The 16278-nt window shown below is 74.5% G+C and carries 18 protein-coding genes; 10 read left to right on the forward strand and 8 right to left on the reverse strand.

Annotation, left to right across the window (positions count from 1 at the left end; translation table 11 throughout):
* Window positions 1-8: 8 nt before the first annotated feature.
* From O2W53_RS02690 to O2W53_RS23865, 3 genes are all read left to right on the forward strand, one after another.
* On the forward strand, window positions 9-230 hold the full coding sequence (locus tag O2W53_RS02690; RefSeq protein WP_036334673.1) for a hypothetical protein: 222 nt from the start codon (window positions 9-11) through the stop codon (window positions 228-230).
* Window positions 227-1882 (forward strand): AMP-binding protein, encoded by a 1656-nt coding sequence (locus O2W53_RS02695; RefSeq protein WP_269161495.1) that lies wholly within the window; start codon window positions 227-229, stop codon window positions 1880-1882. Before O2W53_RS02690 ends, O2W53_RS02695 begins: the two co-directional genes overlap by 4 nt.
* 142 nt (window positions 1883-2024) lie before the next feature.
* Window positions 2025-2408 carry a cold-shock protein gene (locus O2W53_RS23865; protein ID WP_442929266.1) on the forward strand — a complete coding sequence of 128 codons (384 nt, stop codon included), beginning with the start codon at window positions 2025-2027 and terminating at the stop codon, window positions 2406-2408.
* Window positions 2409-2469: 61 nt separating this feature from the next.
* On the opposite strand, the gene O2W53_RS02705 is transcribed toward O2W53_RS23865, so the two are convergent.
* Window positions 2470-2976 (reverse strand): DUF2771 family protein, encoded by a 507-nt coding sequence (locus tag O2W53_RS02705; RefSeq protein ID WP_269161496.1) that lies wholly within the window; start codon window positions 2974-2976, stop codon window positions 2470-2472.
* Between the two features lie 256 nt (window positions 2977-3232).
* Between O2W53_RS02705 and O2W53_RS02710 the strand changes: the two genes are divergently transcribed.
* Window positions 3233-4054, forward strand: coding sequence for a DUF3027 domain-containing protein (locus O2W53_RS02710; protein WP_269161497.1), 822 nt, complete (start codon window positions 3233-3235; stop codon window positions 4052-4054).
* Window positions 4055-4133: 79 nt separating this feature from the next.
* Here the strand turns inward: O2W53_RS02710 and O2W53_RS02715 are convergent, their stop codons facing one another.
* The gene (locus O2W53_RS02715; protein WP_269161498.1) at window positions 4134-4343 is read right to left on the reverse strand and encodes a DUF2530 domain-containing protein; all 210 of its coding nucleotides are present in this window, start codon (window positions 4341-4343) and stop codon (window positions 4134-4136) included.
* A gap of 165 nt (window positions 4344-4508) precedes the next feature.
* On the opposite strand from O2W53_RS02715, the gene O2W53_RS02720 reads away from it, so the two are divergent.
* The 6 genes from O2W53_RS02720 (at window position 4509) to O2W53_RS02745 (ending at window position 10033) form a co-directional block, all read left to right on the forward strand.
* Complete coding sequence (locus O2W53_RS02720) at window positions 4509-6068, forward strand: NCS2 family permease (RefSeq protein WP_269161499.1); 1560 nt, start codon at window positions 4509-4511, stop codon at window positions 6066-6068.
* A 57-nt stretch (window positions 6069-6125) separates the two neighbouring features.
* Window positions 6126-6560: a MarR family winged helix-turn-helix transcriptional regulator gene (locus O2W53_RS02725; RefSeq protein WP_269161500.1), complete on the forward strand. Its 435-nt coding sequence runs from the start codon at window positions 6126-6128 to the stop codon at window positions 6558-6560.
* Window positions 6557-7936 carry an MFS transporter gene (locus O2W53_RS02730; protein WP_269161501.1) on the forward strand — a complete coding sequence of 460 codons (1380 nt, stop codon included), beginning with the start codon at window positions 6557-6559 and terminating at the stop codon, window positions 7934-7936. The genes O2W53_RS02725 and O2W53_RS02730 overlap by 4 nt, the downstream gene beginning before the upstream one ends.
* 102 nt (window positions 7937-8038) lie before the next feature.
* Window positions 8039-8587: a hypothetical protein gene (locus tag O2W53_RS02735; RefSeq protein WP_269161502.1), complete on the forward strand. Its 549-nt coding sequence runs from the start codon at window positions 8039-8041 to the stop codon at window positions 8585-8587.
* Between the two features lie 35 nt (window positions 8588-8622).
* A complete protein-coding gene (thpR, locus tag O2W53_RS02740; RefSeq protein WP_269161699.1) occupies window positions 8623-9165 on the forward strand; it encodes an RNA 2',3'-cyclic phosphodiesterase in 543 nt (180 codons plus the stop codon).
* Window positions 9166-9208: 43 nt separating this feature from the next.
* The gene (locus O2W53_RS02745) at window positions 9209-10033 is read left to right on the forward strand and encodes a thioesterase family protein (RefSeq protein WP_269161503.1); all 825 of its coding nucleotides are present in this window, start codon (window positions 9209-9211) and stop codon (window positions 10031-10033) included.
* A gap of 1 nt (window position 10034) precedes the next feature.
* Here O2W53_RS02745 and O2W53_RS02750 read toward each other — a convergent pair whose 3' ends face one another.
* The 6 genes from O2W53_RS02750 to O2W53_RS02775 all read right to left on the reverse strand — a co-directional run bounded on the left by O2W53_RS02750 (window position 10035) and on the right by O2W53_RS02775 (window position 16276).
* Window positions 10035-12722: an FtsX-like permease family protein gene (locus O2W53_RS02750; protein ID WP_269161504.1), complete on the reverse strand. Its 2688-nt coding sequence runs from the start codon at window positions 12720-12722 to the stop codon at window positions 10035-10037.
* Window positions 12719-13405, reverse strand: a complete 687-nt coding sequence (locus O2W53_RS02755) for an ABC transporter ATP-binding protein (RefSeq protein WP_269161505.1) — start codon at window positions 13403-13405, stop codon at window positions 12719-12721. Before O2W53_RS02755 ends, O2W53_RS02750 begins: the two co-directional genes overlap by 4 nt.
* Window positions 13402-14145: an ABC transporter ATP-binding protein gene (locus tag O2W53_RS02760; RefSeq protein ID WP_269161506.1), complete on the reverse strand. Its 744-nt coding sequence runs from the start codon at window positions 14143-14145 to the stop codon at window positions 13402-13404. Before O2W53_RS02760 ends, O2W53_RS02755 begins: the two co-directional genes overlap by 4 nt.
* Window positions 14146-14157: 12 nt before the next feature.
* On the reverse strand, window positions 14158-14727 hold the full coding sequence (locus O2W53_RS02765; RefSeq protein ID WP_269161507.1) for a TetR/AcrR family transcriptional regulator: 570 nt from the start codon (window positions 14725-14727) through the stop codon (window positions 14158-14160).
* Window positions 14728-14801: 74 nt separating this feature from the next.
* The gene (locus O2W53_RS02770; RefSeq protein WP_269161508.1) at window positions 14802-15569 is read right to left on the reverse strand and encodes an ABC transporter permease; all 768 of its coding nucleotides are present in this window, start codon (window positions 15567-15569) and stop codon (window positions 14802-14804) included.
* On the reverse strand, window positions 15566-16276 hold the full coding sequence (locus tag O2W53_RS02775) for an ABC transporter ATP-binding protein (protein WP_269161509.1): 711 nt from the start codon (window positions 16274-16276) through the stop codon (window positions 15566-15568). The genes O2W53_RS02770 and O2W53_RS02775 overlap by 4 nt, the downstream gene beginning before the upstream one ends.
* Window positions 16277-16278: the final 2 nt, after the last annotated feature.

The following is a 16278-nucleotide window of genomic DNA, read 5'->3' on the forward strand; positions in this document are numbered from 1 at the left end:
GAGGCGTCATGTCCAAGCGCAAGGCGAAGCACGCCCACCTGGTCGAGCCGACCTGGGGGCAGTCGAGCGGCGACGGTCCGCCGGTGACCGAGCTGGTCAGCGAGATGGCCGGCGGTCTCTCCCCGTTCGGTGAGGACCACGCCTTCCCGCTCCCGCCGGAGCGGCTGCGCTACGCCCACCCGGTCGACAAGCCCAACCGGGCCGGCCTGATGGCGGGCGAGGGCCGGTGACGGCTCCCGCGCTGCCGTCCTACAGCAGCGGCACCTCGACGGTGCCCCTGCTGGGCGACACGATCGGGGACGACCTCGATCGGACGGCAGCGCGGGTGGGCGACCACGAGGCGCTCGTCGAGTGCGCCACGGGCCGCCGCTGGACCTACCCCGAGCTGGTCACCGAGGTCGACGCCTGCGCACTCGGCCTGGACGCCCTCGGCGTCGCCAAGGGCGACCGGGTGGGCATCTGGGCGCCGAACTGCGCCGAGTGGGTCTTCGTGCAGTACGGGACGGCGAAGCTCGGCGCCGTCCTGGTCAACATCAACCCCGCCTACCGCACGCACGAGCTGTCCTACGTGCTGCGCCAGGCGGGCATCTCGGTGCTGGTGGCCGCGCCGGAGTTCAAGGGCAGCGACTACCGCGCCATGGTCGACGAGGTGCGCGGGGACTGCCCCGACCTGCGCGAGGTCGTCTTCCTCGGTGACGAGGAGTGGACGCAGCTGCTGGACACCGGCCGGGCGGGTGACCGGGCCCGGCTGGCCGAGCGGGCGGCGCAGCTCTCGCCCGACGACCCGATCAACATCCAGTACACCTCCGGGACGACGGGCTTCCCCAAGGGCGCCACGCTCACCCACCACAACCTGCTCAACAACGGGTTCTCCGTGGGCGAGGGCTGCGGCTACACCGAGGCCGACCGGGTCTGCATCCCGGTGCCCTACTACCACTGCTTCGGCATGGGGATGGGCAACCTGGGCTGCACCTCGCACGGCGCGACGATGGTCATCCCGGCGCCCGGCTTCGACCCCGCGGCGACGTTGCGGGCGGTGCAGGACGAGCGGTGCACCTCGCTCTACGGCGTCCCGACGATGTTCATCGCCGAGCTGGCGCTGCCGGACTTCGCCTCCTACGACCTGTCCAGCCTGCGCACCGGGATCATGGCGGGCTCGCCGTGCCCGGTCGAGGTGATGAAGCGGGTGGTCGAGGAGATGGGGATGGCGGAGGTGACCATCTGTTACGGCATGACCGAGACCTCCCCGGTGTCCACCCAGACCGCCGCCGAGGACGACCTGGAGCGGCGGACGTCGACCGTCGGGCGGGTGCACCCGCACCTGGAGGTCAAGGTGGTGGACCCGAACACCGGGCTGACCGTCCCGCGCGGGCAGACCGGTGAGTTCTGCACCCGCGGCTACTCGGTGATGCTGGGCTACTGGGACGAGCCGGAGAAGACCGCCGAGGTGCTCGACGCCGCCCGCTGGATGCACACCGGCGACCTGGCCGTGATGGACGACGCCGGCTACCTCAACATCGTCGGGCGGATCAAGGACATGGTCATCCGCGGCGGGGAGAACGTGTACCCGCGCGAGATCGAGGAGTTCCTCTTCACCCATCCCGACGTCGTGGAGGCCCAGGTGATCGGCGTCCCGGACGAGCGCTTCGGCGAGGAGCTGATGGCCTGGGTGCGCCTGCGGGCGGAGGCCGAACCGCTCACCGCGGAGGGGCTGCGCGCCTTCTGTGCCGGCAAGCTGGCCCACTACAAGGTGCCGCGGTACGTGAAGGTCGTCGACGCCTTCCCGATGACGGTGACCGGCAAGGTGCGCAAGGTCGAGATGCGCGAGACGTCGATCGACGAGCTGGGCCTGCAGGCAGCAGCCGCGCACCGGTTCGCCTAGCCGGCCGCCCGCTCCCGGCCCGGAAAGCGGTGGCCGCGGGGTGGCCGGCCGTGGTTAACCTGGCGGGCGCGCAGCCCACCGCGGCTGCCGACGCCACCGGCCGCGACGGCCGGGACCAGGAACGACTGACTGAGGGATCGACGTGCCCAGCGGCAAGGTGAAGTGGTTCAACGCGGAGAAGGGCTTCGGCTTCCTCGCCCACTCGGACGGCCCGGACGTGTTCGTGCACAAGGACGCGCTGCCCGCCGGCACCACCGAGCTCAAGCCCGGCCAGCGCGTGGAGTTCGGCATCGTCCAGGGCCGCCGGGGTGACCAGGCGCTGCAGGTGCAGGTGCTCGACCCGTTGCCGTCCGCGGTCGCCGGCACCCGGAAGAAGCCCGACGACCTGGTGCCGATCATCGAGGACCTGATCACGCTGCTGGACGGCGTCTCGGAGGGTCTGCGGCACGGGCGCTACCCCGACAAGCCGATGGCCCGCAAGGTCGCCGCGGTGCTGCGCGCGGTCGCCGACGACCTCGACGCCTGACGGCGGACCCCACTGCCCCCCGCCACCCGCAGGCCCGCGGCGGGCTCCTGCAGCGGGGCCGTCAGCCGGCGGGGCTGGTGGTCGTGTCGGCGCGGATGAAGCCCACCGGCCAGGCGCCGGAGAGCCCCTCGCAGGCGTCGGTGTCGGAGTCCTCCACGACCACCAGGTAGTAGGTCGGGGGGACGACGTCGGAGGTGTTGATGTCGTCGAGGACGGCGGTGCCGGCCGGCACGTCGATGTCGCCGATCCGCTCCTCGAGCCGCTCGTCGAACACCTGGACGCTCCAGCCGGCCTCGGCCACCACGTCGGGCACCTCCAGCACGATCTCGGTGTCCGGCGCGACCTCCAGGTACGTCGGCTCGGTCCGGTAGCGCTGCCCCTCCCCGTCCAGGCAGTACTGGGTCGGGTCGACGGTGATCGGGTCACCCCCGGCCTGCACGGTGACCGAGGGGGCGGTCCCGCCGTCGTCCCCGGCAGTTCCGCCGGAGCTGCCGGAGTCCCCGCACCCGGTGAGCAACAGCACCCCGCTCAGCAGTGTCGTCCCCGATGCCCGTGCTGCCCCGTTCACGCTGTTGCCTCCCGATCGGTGGTGCGGATGACCCGGCGGCTGCGCAGGCTCCCGAGGGTGCGGCCGACGGCGAGCACCGGCAGCGCCGCAGCCACGGTGGAGCCCCGTCGGCCGGTGGTGGCCGGCGCGATCCCCAGCTCCCCGCGTGCGTGGGGTGGGGGAGTCGAGCACACGCCCATGGTGCCGCAGCCGCCTGTGCGCGCGGCGGGGGGAAGACGCCTCCCTGGCCGGGACGCCCTTGCCGTCATCGGCGACAATGGGGGACGTGTCCGACTCAACTCCTGCCGCCGCGTCCCCTGGCTCCTCTCCCGACGAGGTGCTGGCCGCTGCGGTCGAGCAGGCCCGGGCCGCCGCGATCGAGGTGGCCGGTGACCCGGCGGCGGTCGGCGAGCACCTGGGGGTGACCCCGGAGGCGCTCGGTGAGCAGGCCGACCCCGCGCTCGGCGTCGTCGGCACGCACTCCTTCGCCGCCACCCTGCTCGGTTACGCCGGGTGGCACTGGGCCGTGACGCTGGCCGCGGTGCCCGGCGCCGATGAGGTCACCCTCGACGAGGTCGTGCTGCTCCCGGGTGACTCGGCGCTGCTCGCCCCGGCGTGGGTGCCGTGGCACGAGCGGCTGCGCCCCGGCGACCTGTCGGTGGGCGACGTCCTGCCCTCCACCGAGGACGACGCCCGGCTGGTGCCCGCGTACCTGGCCGACGACGACTCCGCCGAGGACCCGGCCGGCCGCGTCGTGGCCGAGGAGCTGGGCATCGGCCGGGAGCGGGTGCTCTCACCCGAGGGGCGGATCGAGGCCGCGGAGCGCTGGCGCGACGGGGACTTCGGGCCGCGCTCGTCGATGGCCCGGCACGCCCCCGGCCCCTGCTCGACCTGCGGTTTCTACCTGCCGCTGGCCGGTTCGCTCCGGCTGTCGCTCGGCGCCTGCAGCAACGCGTACGCCCCGGCCGACGGGCACGTCGTCACCGCCGACTACGGCTGCGGTGCGCACAGCCAGGCCAGCCTGGAGCGCACCGACGGCGAGCCGGCCGAGTTCACCCCCACGGCGCGCTACGACACCGCGGACTTCGACGTCATCTGAGCGCGGCGCATCGCACGCTCTTCGCCCGCTCTGCACGTCCTGCAGCACGTGCACTGGGCGTGCAACGGGGCAGGTCGTCTCAGCGCTGGCCCTGCCAGCGCATGAGCGCCAGTCCGAGGCCGGGCAGCACGACGCCGGCCACGCAGGTCCAGGTCCAGACCGGGTCGACCCGGTCGCCGAGGAAGAGCAGCACCACGAGGGCGATCGCCCACAGCGCGGTACCCGTCAGGACCACTCGCACCGTGTCGACCTGCAGGGGCGGCGGAGAGGGCCGGGACGGAGCGGGCACCCCCCGACCCTAGGCCGCTGAACTGCAGGTCGGAACGGTGGTCCGTCCGACGCGCCCGGGCGGTGTGGCACGCTGTCGCCGCTCGATGCCACCCGCACCGGGCGGCCCGCCGGGGACGTCGACCCCGCCGGAGCCGCGCCGGTCGCCGTCCCCGGGGGTCCACCCATGCCCGACAAGTCCCGCAAGCGTGCCCGCAAGGTCGTCAGTGGCACCGGTGCGACCGCAGTCGGCTCCGCGCCCGCACCGGCCGACGCCGGGACCCCCGCAGAGGTCGTGACCGGCCCCCGGCGCAGCGCCGGACCGAGGGTGCGCCCCAAGAACGGGCTGGACCGCTACTTCTCGATCACCGAGCGGCGGTCCACGGTCGCCCGTGAGGTGCGTGGTGGCTTCACGACGTTCTTCGCGATGGCCTACATCGTCGTGCTGAACCCGATCATCCTGTCCGGCGCGGACGTCAACGGGAACACCTTGCCGTTCGCCTCGGTCGCCGCCGTCACGGCGTTCGTGGCCGGCGTGCTGACCATCGCGATGGGCATCGTGGGGCGCTACCCGTTCGCGCTGGCCACCGGCCTGGGCATCAACGCGATCGTCGCCGTCTACGCCGCCACCCAGCTCACCTGGCCCGAGGTGATGGGGCTGGTCGTGCTGGAGGGCCTGCTGATCGCCGTGCTGGTGCTCACCGGCTTCCGCCGGGCGGTGTTCGAGGCGATCCCGGCCCAGCTGAAGATCGCCATCGCGGTCGGCATCGGCTTCTTCCTGACCATCATCGGGCTGTCGGACGCCGGGGTCATCCGGCCCGGTTCGCCGCTGATCAGCTTCGGCGTCGGAGGCCAGCTGGCGGGGTGGCCGATGCTCACCTTCGTCGTCGGCCTGCTGCTCACCAGCGTGCTCGTCGTCCGGAAGGTCCGGGGCGGCCTGCTCCTCGGCATCGTGATCACGACGCTGTTCGCGATCGTGGTCGAGGCGATCGCCGGCATCGGGCCGCGGGTGGGCCCCGACGGCAACGAGCTGGACCCGCGGGGCTGGGCGCTGCAGGTGCCCTCGTGGCCCGACGACTGGTTCGGCCTGCCCGACCTGTCGCTGATCGGCAACTTCTCGCTGTTCGGGGGCTTCGACCGGATCGGCGTCCTGGCCGCTCTGCTCATCGTCTTCTCGATCATGATCGCCGACTTCTTCGACACCGTCGGCACCGTGACGGCGGTGGGCGCCGAGGGTGACCTGCTCGACGAGGACCGCAACCTGCCCCGCTCCCAGCCGGTCCTGCTGGTCGACTCGCTGGCCGCGGCGGCCGGTGGTGCCTCCAGCATCTCGTCGAACACCACCTACATCGAGAGCGCCGCCGGCGTCGGGGACGGCGCCCGCACCGGCCTGGCCAGCGTCGTCACCGGCCTGGTGTTCCTGGTGGCCGCCTTCTTCACGCCGCTGGTGCAGGTGGTGCCCTCCGAGGCCGCCGCACCGGTGCTGGTGATCGTGGGCGCCATGCTGATCAGCCAGATCCGCGACCTGTCCTGGGACGACATGTCGCTGGTCATCCCCGCCTTCCTGACGATCGCCCTCATGCCGTTCACCTACTCGATCACCAACGGGATCGGTGCCGGGGTGGTCAGCTTCGTGCTGCTGCGGTTGGCGGTCGGCCGCGGTCGCGACGTGCACCCGCTCATGTGGGTGGTGGCCGCCGTCTTCGTCGTCTACTTCGCACTCGAGCCGATCCAGCAGCTCTTGTGAGCGATTGCTGGTCGCATCTCGTTAGGCAGGCTTTCTACTCCGGTTAAGGTGGCAGACGTGGCACGGACGACGCTGGACACCGCGGCGCTCGCCCACGACCTGCGGCTGGCCGTCATGCGGTTCTCCCGGCGGCTGCGCAACCAGCGGGTGGACACCTCGGTGACCCTCACCCACCTGGCGGCGCTGTCGACCCTCAAGCGGCACGGTGCGATGAGCCCGGGTGAGCTGGCCGCGCACGAGCGGGTGCAGCCGCCGTCGATGACCCGGGTGGTCGTCGCGCTGGAGTCCCGTGGGCTGGTCACCCGCACCCCGCACCCCACCGACGGCCGGCAGGTGGTCATCGACCTGACCGCGGAGGCCGAGGAGCTCCTGACCGAGGAGGTCCGGGCCCGCGAGGCGTGGTTGGCCGGCCGGCTCCAGGAGCTGTCCGCCGAGGACCGCACCGTGCTGCGCGAGGCCGCGGTGATCATGGAGAAGCTCGCCAGTGGGTGACCTCGACGCCTCCTGACCGCACGGAGCGCGCCGGCATGTTCCGGGCGCTGCGCGTCCACAACTTCCGGCTCTACGTCTCGGCCAACCTGGTCAGCCAGACCGGTACCTGGATGCAGCGCATCGGCCAGGACTGGCTGGTGCTGCAGCTGTCGGGGGACAGCGGCGTCGCACTGGGCATCACCACCGCCCTGCAGTTCGGGCCGACGCTGTTCTTCAGCTTCTACGGCGGGGTGCTGGCCGACCGGTACGACAAGCGCCGGGTGCTGATGATCACCCAGGCCGTCATGGGCGCGCTCGCCCTGACGCTGGGCCTGATGGTCGCCGCCGACGCGATCGCGCTGTGGCACGTCTACCTGCTGGCCCTGGGCCTGGGCGTGGTGTCCTCGCTCGACGTCCCGGTGCGCCAGTCGTTCGTCTCGGAGATGGTCGGCTCGGACCTGCTGGCCAACGCGGTGAGCCTGAACTCCACGGTGTTCAACAGCGCCCGGCTCGTGGGCCCCGCGGTGGCCGGGGCGCTGATCGCGGTCTCGGGCGGGGACACCGCCCCGGCGTTCCTGGTGAACGCCGCCACCTACGCGTCCACCATCGCCGCGCTGGCCGCCATGCGGGTCGGGGAGCTCAGCCGCAGCACGCCGGTCGCCCGCTCGCGCGGCCAGCTCCGGGAGACGCTGGTCTACACCCGGCAGCACCCGGACCTGCAGCTCGCGATGCTGCTCGCGTTCTGCGTGGGCACCTTCGGCTTCAACACCCAGATCACCATCGCGCTGATGGCCCGAGAGGTGTTCGACCTGGGCGCCGGGGCGTTCGGGCTGCTCTCCACCGCCTACGCCGTCGGCTCGCTGTCCGGTGCGCTGCTGTCGACCCGGCGCAGCACCCGGCCGCTGCAGCGGTTCCTCATCGTCTCCGCCGTCGCGTTCGGGTTGCTGCTCGTGGTGAGCGGGCTGATGGGCAACTACTACGCGTTCGCCGCCGTCCTCATCCCGACCGGCGCGGCGGCGCTGGTGTTCAGCGTGGCCTGCAACAGCTTCGTGCAGCTGGGCGTGGACCCGCACATGCGCGGCCGGGTGCTGGCGCTGTACTTCATCTGCTTCATGGGTGGGACGCCGGTCGGTGCGCCGCTGATCGGCTGGGTCTCCGAGCGTTTCGGTGCGCCCTGGGGGTTCATCGGCGGCGGCCTGGTCGTCGTGGTGACGGCGGTCGCGGCGGGGGCGGTGCTCTCCCGGGGCCGGCAGGTGCGCCTGGAGCTGCACGTCCGCCCACCCAGCATGCAGCTGCACGTCGCGGCTGCCACGTCGCCGACCCGCGCCGCCGGGCTGGCCGCGGCGGCCGACGGCGAGCCGCCCGGGGAGCAGGGGACGCGCGACCAGGTGCGCTGAGACGCGCGCATGTGAGTGATCGAACGATTGCATCGCGTGACCGGCGCGGTAGCGCACAGCGTTCGCATTGTCACAGGGCGGTGTCCGACGTACTTTCGGTACGTGCCCTCGGGAGGGTCTGTCTCCGCGCAAGCCGGGGCGTCGTTGCTGCAGCTGGGTGGCACCGTCGCCCTCTTGGTCGTGGGCGTGGCCGTCCTGGTCCTGCTGCTCCGCTGGGCCACCGGCCAGCTCCAGGCCGACCGGGCGGCCCGCCGCCGCACCCGGGCCCTCCCCGAGTCCGCCGCCCGCCCGGCCGCCCGCCTCCCCGCTGCGGCACCGCCCCGCCGCCGGGCCACCGGCTCCCATCCCGCCGGGCGTCGGGTGCCGCGGAACACGCTGGCGAGCGGGCCGACCGAGCGCCCGCATCGGCCGCTGGAGCGGGTCGCGGCCGACCTCCGCCGGCTCGCCCGCGAGCTCGCCATGGTGCCCGGCGGGATGCCGATGGAGCGCCGCCGCGGCCTGCTGGCCGCCTACGACGACCTGCTCGTGGAGGCCGCTGTGCTGCTCGAGGTGCCCCAGCAGCTGACGGAGGTCCCCGAGGAGGCCCGCGAGTTCGAGCGGATCCGGCTGCTCGGGGCGCTGGAGGCCGCCGGGCTGGTGGTGACCGGCTGACCGAGTCGGCACCCCGGCTCCCCTCGGCCGGCCGGCTGTTCCTCGCCGTCGACCCGCCCGCACCGGCCGTCAGCGACCTCGACCGGGCGCTCCAGCCACTGCGTCCGGCCCCCGGTGCGCCCCGGTGGACGCCGACGTCCCGCTGGCACCTGACCCTGGCGTTCCTCGACGAGGTGCCGGCGCCGCTGCTGACCCCCTTGCGCGCGGCGGTGGCCCCTGCGGTCGCCCGCACGCCGCCGATGTCCCTGCAGCTGGCCGGTGGTGGGCGGTTCGGGTCGCGGCGCCGTCCCACGGTCTGCTGGGTCGGGCTGGGCGGTGACGTGCCGGAGCTGACCGCGCTCGCCGGGCGGCTGGCCGCGGCCGCCCGGGCCGTCGGCCTCCGGGTCGAGGACCGGCCGTTCCGGGCGCACCTGACCGTGGGACGGTGGCGGCCCGGCCAGCCGGCGGACGGCGACCTGCCCGACCGGCTCGCCGGCTACCGCGGCCCGGTCTGGCCGGTGCGCGAGGTGGTGCTGTGGCGCAGTCACCTCGGCTCCGAGCCGCGCTACGAGCGGACGGCAGCCTGGCCGGTCGGCTGAGCCCTGCACCTGCGATCGTGGTCGGCCTGGCACGCTGTCCGCCGTGCCGCAGACCGATCCCCGTTCCGCGTTCGACACCGCGACCGCCGTCGCCCGCACCGAGGGCGGTGGCCTGGTCGCCGACCTCGACCCGGGGTGGGACGTCGGCGGCGGCATCCTGAACGGCGGGTACCTGCTGTCCGTCGCCGGCCGGGCCGCCGTCCTGGAGTCGCCGCACGCCCACCCCGTCGCACTGTCGGCCAGCTACCTGCACGCCGCCGCGGCCGGTCCGGCGACGCTCACCGTCACCCCGGGGCCGGCCGGCCGGACGCTCGCCCACTCGGCCGTCGTGCTGGCCGACGCCGCCGGGCCGGCGGTGACCGTCCAGGCGACGACGGCGACGCTCACGGCCGATGACGCGGCCTTCTCCTCGCCGATGCCGACCGCGACCCCCGTGCAGGACTGCTTCTCCATCGCCGAGAACGCCCACCTGGCGCCGTCGTCGGTGTCGGTGCCGGGGCTCACCCAGCGGGTCGACGTCCGGCTGGACCCGCTGACCGCCGGCTGGGCGCTGGGGCAGCCGGGGGAGGAGCCGATGATGCGGGCCTGGCTGCGGTTCGCCGACGGCCGCGAGCCCGATCCGCTGGCGCTGGTCACCTTCGCCGACGCGCTGCCGCCGACGTCGTGGGCGATCGGGCTGTTCGGCTGGGCGCCCACGGTGCAGCTGCAGGTGCTGGTCCGTGCGCTGCCGGCGCCGGGCTGGTGCCTGGTCGAGGCGCGGGCGAACGAGATCGCCGGCGGCTGGCTGGACGAGGACTACCGGATCTGGGACTCCACCGGCCGGCTCGTGGCGCAGAGCCGCCAGCTCGCCCGGGCGCCGCGCAGCTGACTCAGGCGTCCTCGCGGAGCACGCTCGCCGGGTCGGCGCGGTCGGCGGCCCGCTGGGCGTACAGCGCCGCGAGTCCGGCGACGGCGACGGTGGCCACCGCGGTGCCGGCGATCGCCGCCCAGGGCACGTCCAGCAGTGGCGTGGGCGGCCGCAGCAGGTCGACGTCCAGCCGCCGGTACACCAGCGCCACCGCCCCCGCCGCCAGCAGCGCGCCCAGCACGAGCCCGGCCACGGCGACACCGACCAGCTCGACGAGCAGCGAGCGCAGGTGCGCGCCCCGGGAGAGCCCCAGCCGGCGGGCCATCACGTAGCCGGAGACGCGGCTGCGGGAGCGGGCCTCCAGGTACAGCAGCAGCCCGCCGACGGCGATCACCCCGACGAAGACGGCGAGGGCGGAGAGGTAGCCGAAGGTCCAGGTGATGCCCAGGAAGTTGGCGCTCTCCTGCACCCCGCCGGGGGTGAGGACGCGGATGTTCTGCGCGCCGGCGTCGGTCAGGGCGTCGATCCCGGCGCCGAGGTCACCGTTCGTCCACAGCTCGGCGGCGGGCGCGGCCCCGGCGTTCCGGGTGATCTCCGGCAGCCGATCGGCATCGACGAGGACGACGGGGTCGTCGCTGCGGCGTCCGGGCAGCACCCGGGCCGTGGCGGTCACCTCGGCCGGCACCGCCGTGCTGCCGAGCCGGAGGTCGGGGTCCCCGGCCGGCAGCCCGGCGGCGACCACCGGCAGCCGCCCGTCCACGTCCGGGCCGGTCAGCGCCGCCAGCAGCTCGGCGAGCGGGCGGTCGGCGAAGGAGTCGTCCCAGAAGGCCGTGTCGGCGAAGTCATCGGGGTCGACGGCCAGCACCTGGACGTCCGTCCGCCCGTCGTCGCCGGCCACGGCACTGCCGTCGTAGCGGACGACGTAGGTGCCGGCCGCCTCCAGCGCCGGGGTCACCTCGAACCGGGTGACCGTGACGGCCGCCGCAGCCGCGCCGATCTGTACCCCGACCTTGGCGTCCAGGGTGGTCTGCGAGCTGGCGGTCAGCGTCGCGGTGTAGCCCAGCACGGCGACCGGGAGGGTGACCGCGACCAGCAGGGTGGCGGTGGCCAGCCGGGCGGCGGTGAGCCGGTTGACGGCGAGGAAGAGGGCGGGGGAGCGGCGTCCGGCCCAGCGGCGCAGCCGGGGCAGCAGCGCGGTGACCAGTCGGCCGAGCAGGACGGCGGTGCCGGCGATCGCCAGCAGCGGGAACGCGACCAGCAGTCCGTTCACCTGGGCCACGTAGGCGACGCTCACCACCGCGTCGCGGGACTGCAGCAGCAGCCAGCACCAGGCGGCGCCGAGCAGCAGGGCCAGCTCCCACGGCACCCGGGCCGGCCACCTCGGGGCCGCACCGAGCGGTCGCTCGGCGGTGCCGCGGGCCCGCAACCCGGCCACGGCCGAGGCCGCGCTTAGGCCGACCACGAAGGCGGCGACCCCGGCCCAGGCGGCTGCAGTGGTGGCCGAGGGGTCGAGGTCGTCCGCGGGGCCGAGCCCGGTGATGAGCACCCCGGACGCCGCCCAGCCCAGGGCCGCCCCGGCCAGCGCCGGCAGCCCGAGCTCCAACGCGGCCTTGCCAGCCAGCGGCACCGGCCCGACCCCACGTGCGGCGAGCAGCCGCACCTCGGTGGCCCGCCGGTCGGCCCAGAAGCTCCCGGCGGAGGCGACCAGGACCAGGGCGAGCAGGGCGCCGGCCACTGCGACCGGGACGACCGGGCCGCGCAGCCCGGACTCGATCAGCGCGGCGCGGTCCAGCACGTCGGGCAGCCGGTCGTTGGGCACGGCGACCGCGCGGACACCCGGCTCGAACTCCGACGCCATGCCACTGGCTGCGACGATCCGTTCCTGGGTCTCCCGCTGATCGCGTACGTCGCTGACCGACAGCGAGGAGGCGTCCACCGGCACCTGCTGCAGCCGGACGGCCCCGCCGGCCGCGGCAGTGGCGAGCCGGTAGAAAGTGCTCTCGTCGGTGACCAGGAGCATCGCCGGCGGGGCCCGGTTCGCGGAGGCCTCGTTGGAGAACAGCAGCCGGTAGTCGCACCAGTAGGGGTCGTCGGGGTTGGCGACGGCCAGGTCCTGGTAGATCCCGGCGACCGGTGCCTGCTGGGCGCCGAAGGCGAGCCGGTCCCCGACGGAGAGGCCATCCTGCTCGGCGACGCTCACCGGCACCCAGACCCCTGGTCCGTCGCCGGCCTCGACCACCTCGACGTTGTCCAGCGCGGTCGGGCGGTGGAACAGGGTGACCGGCTGCGCCAGCGCAGCGCCGTCCGGGCCGCGGGCGAGGACGCCGTCGGAGCCCGGGGAGGACGAGCCGATCCAGGCCGTGGCCAGCACCGGTTCGGCCGGCAGCCCGGCGTCCGCCCAGGCCTGCAGCAGCGACTCGTCGAGCTCCGGCCGGGTGCTGCCGTCGCCGCCGTCCTGCGGCTGCCCCTGCGGATCGACGAGAGCCGAGTTGACGCCGGTCTGCGGGCGGGCCACCTCGTCGCAGCGCTGGGCGAGCTGCTGCTGCAGGGCCGCGGAGCGGGCGGAGGAGAGGAACAGCGGGGCGGAGGCGACCGCGCAGGCGAGGATCGCCGAGGTCACCAGCACGGCGATGACGGCGGCCGGTTGCCGCAGCCCGAGCCAGGGTGCCCGGGTCCACGGCGCCAGCCGCCACAGCGGTGGCCGGCTCACGAGGGGGTGCCTTCGGTGACCACGCCGTCGCGCATGGACAGCACCCGGTCGGCGCGGCCCCAGGCGATCTCGTCGTGCGTGGCGATGAGCACCGCCGACCCCTCGCGGGCCGCGTCGGTGACAGCGTCGAGCAGCCGGTCGGCGTGCCCGCGGTCCTGGTGGGCGGTGGGCTCGTCAGCCAGCAGCACCGCCGGGCGCAGCAGCAGCGCCCGGGCGACGGCGATCCGCTGCTGCTCGCCGAGCGAGGCCTGGTGCGGGTAGCGGTCGGCGAGGTGGTCGACGCCGAAGGCGGTCAGCAGCGACCGGGCGCGGGGCTCGTCGGCGGCCAGGGTGCCGCTCAGCCGGGCCGGCAGCAGCACGTTGTCGGCCAGGCTGAGGTCGGCGACCAGCCCGAGGGCCTGGGGCACCAGCGCCAGGTCCCGCCAGCCGAAGCCGTCGGGACGGCGGTCGGCGAGCGGCCCCAGGTAGGCGAGCTCGCCCTCGTCGGCGGTCTCCCAGCCACAGAGCAGCGCGAGGAGCGTGCTCTTCCCGGACCCGGAGGGGCCGACGAGGGCGACGAACTCCCCGGGGTCGACCCGCAGGTCGACCCCGGCCAGCGCCGAGACGGTCTCCGCGCCGCGCCGGAACCGCTTGACCAGCCCGGTGCCCGTGAACCCGCCGGCCGGCTGCCGGCCCGGGGTCACAGGGTCACCAGTCGGCCGTGGTCCAGCCGCACGAAGCCGTCGGCGATGGCCATCACCCGGGGGTCGTGCGAGGAGATGACGAAGCCGACCCCGGCCGCGGCGAGGTCCTCCATCGCCACGAGCACCCGCTCGGCGGCCGCGGTGTCCAGCTCCGCCGTGGGCTCGTCGGCGACGACCAGCGCCGGGTCGCCGACGACGCCACAGGCCACCGCCAGGCGCTGCTGTTCTCCACCGGAGAGCTGCGCGGGGTGGTGGTCGGCGCGCTCACGCAGTCCCAGCCGGTCGAGCAGGGCGAGCGCCGCAGCTGCGGTGACCGGGGCGCCCCGCAGCGATGCGGCCAGCCGGACCTGGGCGACCGCGTCCAGGTAGGGCAGCAGGTTCTCGCCGGGGCGCTGGAAGAGGTAGGCGACCTGTCGCTGCCGCAGCGCCCGGCGGGCCCGGGCGCCCAGCTGGTCGACCCGCTGGCCGGCGATGAGCACCTCCCCGGCGTCGGGGGAGTCGATGCAGGCCAGCAGTCGCAGCAGCGAGGACTTGCCCGACCCCGACGGGCCGACGACCACGGTCACCTGGGCGCGGGGGATCGCCACGGTGACGTCGTCCAGCGCGGTCACCGACTCGCTCGCCGTCCGGTAGGTCTTGCGCACGCTGCGGCAGACGGCCGCCGGAGGGATCTCGGGTGCGGTGAACACCGGGTCGGCCAGCGGGTCGGCTGCGAAGGAGAAGGCCTCGTCGCTGGTCATCGAGGCGAGAGCCTAGGTGCTGGGCGCAACGACACCGGGGAGGTCGATGTCCCCGGTCAGGTAGCGCTGCACCGTGGGGCCGATCGCGGCGACCAGCTCGTCGGCCGACGCCGACGCCAGCGGCTCCACCCGCAGCACGTAGCGGGCCATCACCACCCCGATCAGCTGGGAGGCGACCAGGGAGCCCCGCGCCTCGCCCTCGGCGCGGGGCAGTCCGAGCGTGCCGACGACCCGGCGCAGCACCTGGGAGACCAGGAACTCCCGGAGCAGTCGCGCGGTCCACTCGTTGGTCACGGCCGACCGGACCAGGGCGAGCCCCGCCGCCCGGCCGGGGCCGTCCCACACCTGCAGCAGCAGCCGGACGACGCTGGCGCCGAGGTCCGCCGTCCCGCCGGCGAGCAGCTCGGGCAGCAGCTCCTCGGGGTCGGCCGGGGCCTCGATGGCGGCGAGGAAGAGCTTGTCCTTGCTGCCGAAGTAGTGGTGCACCAGCGCCGGGTCGACCCCTGCCGCGGTGGCGATCACCCGGATCGATGCGCCGTCGAACCCACGCTCGGCGAAGGTGGCCCGGGCCGCGGCGAGCACCGCCTCCCGGGTGTCGGGGTTGCCCGGACGTCGTCCGGTCGGGCGGGTGCGCCGTGGTCGTGCCGCCGGGTCGCTCAGCTGGTCCTCCTCCGCAGGGTGGCCGCCGCGAGCCCGAGGGCGAGCAGCGTCGCGCCGGCCACCACGCCGACGTCGACCCACATGGTGCCCGTCGCCTCCGCCGAGGCGCCCACCTCCTGCAGGGCCGCCACCGCGTAGCTCAGCGGCAGGACGTCGCTGACCGCCTGCAACCAGCCGGCCAGCTGGTCCCGCGGCACCAGCAGCCCGCAGAGGAAGAACTGGGGCAGCACGACCACCGGCATGAGCTGCACCGCCTGGAACTCGCTGCGGGCGAACGCACTGGCCAGCAGGCCCAGCGCCACTCCCAGGGCGGCGTCGACGACGGCGATGAGCACGACCAGGGACAGCGAACCGGTGACGTCCAGGTCGTAGACCGTGGTCGCGATCGCCACGGTGACCACCGCCTGCGCCGCCGCGGCCAACCCGAAGGCGAGGCCGTAGCCGAGCAGCAGGTCCAGCCGGGACAGCGGGGTGGTGAGCAGCCGTTCCAACGTGCCGGAGGTGCGCTCCCGCAGCATGGCGATGCTGGTCACCAGGAACATGACCACGAACGGGAAGACCCCGAGCATGGTCAGCCCGACCCGGTCGAAGGTGTCCGGCTGCCCGGGCGGGGTCGGCACGTCGGCCCACAGCAGGTAGAGCAGCCCGAGCAGGGCGCTGGGCAGTACCAGCAGCATCGCCACCGTGCGGTGGTCGTGCCGCAGCTGGCGGAGCACCCGGCCCGCGGTGGCGGAGGTCAGCCGCGGGGAGATCGCGGTGGTCATGCCGCCACCTCCTGCACCAGCGAGAGGAACGCCTGCTCCAGGTCGTCGGTGCCGGTCCGGGCGCGCAGCTCGGCCGGGGTGGAGTGGCTGAGCAGCCGGCCGTCGCGGAGCAGGAGCAGCCGGTCACAGCGACCGGCCTCGTCCATCACGTGGCTGGAGACGATCAACGTCGTCCCGGCCGCGGCGAGGGCGTGGAAGCGGCTCCACAGCTCCACCCGGAGCACCGGGTCCAGCCCGACGGTGGGCTCGTCCAGCACGAGCAGCTCCGGTTCGCCGACCAGGGCGCAGGCCAGGGAGGCCCGGCCCCGCTGCCCGCCGGAGAGGTCACCGACCAGTTGGCCGGCGGCGTCGGCCAGCCCGACGTCGGCGATGGCCGCATCGGCGGCTGCCGCTCCCCGCCCGTACAGGGCGGCGAAGTGGCGGGCGTTCTCCCGCACCGTGAGGTCGGCGTAGACGCTGGGCGCCTGGGTGACGTAGCCGACCCGGGACCGCAGCGCGGCCGAACCGGCGGGCCGGCCGAGCACGGTCACGGTGCCCGACCGGACCTGCTGGGCGCCGACGACGGCGCGCAGCAGCGTGCTCTTCCCGCTCCCGCTGGGTCCCAGCAGGCCGGTGACCTGCCCGGGCGGGACCGAGCACCCCACCTCGTGCAGGACCTGACGGGCACCGCGGTGCACGACGAGATCGGTGACGGTGACGGCGTCCATGA

Source organism: Modestobacter sp. VKM Ac-2978 (assembly GCF_026968025.1).
Taxonomy (GTDB): Bacteria; Actinomycetota; Actinomycetes; order Mycobacteriales; family Geodermatophilaceae; genus Modestobacter.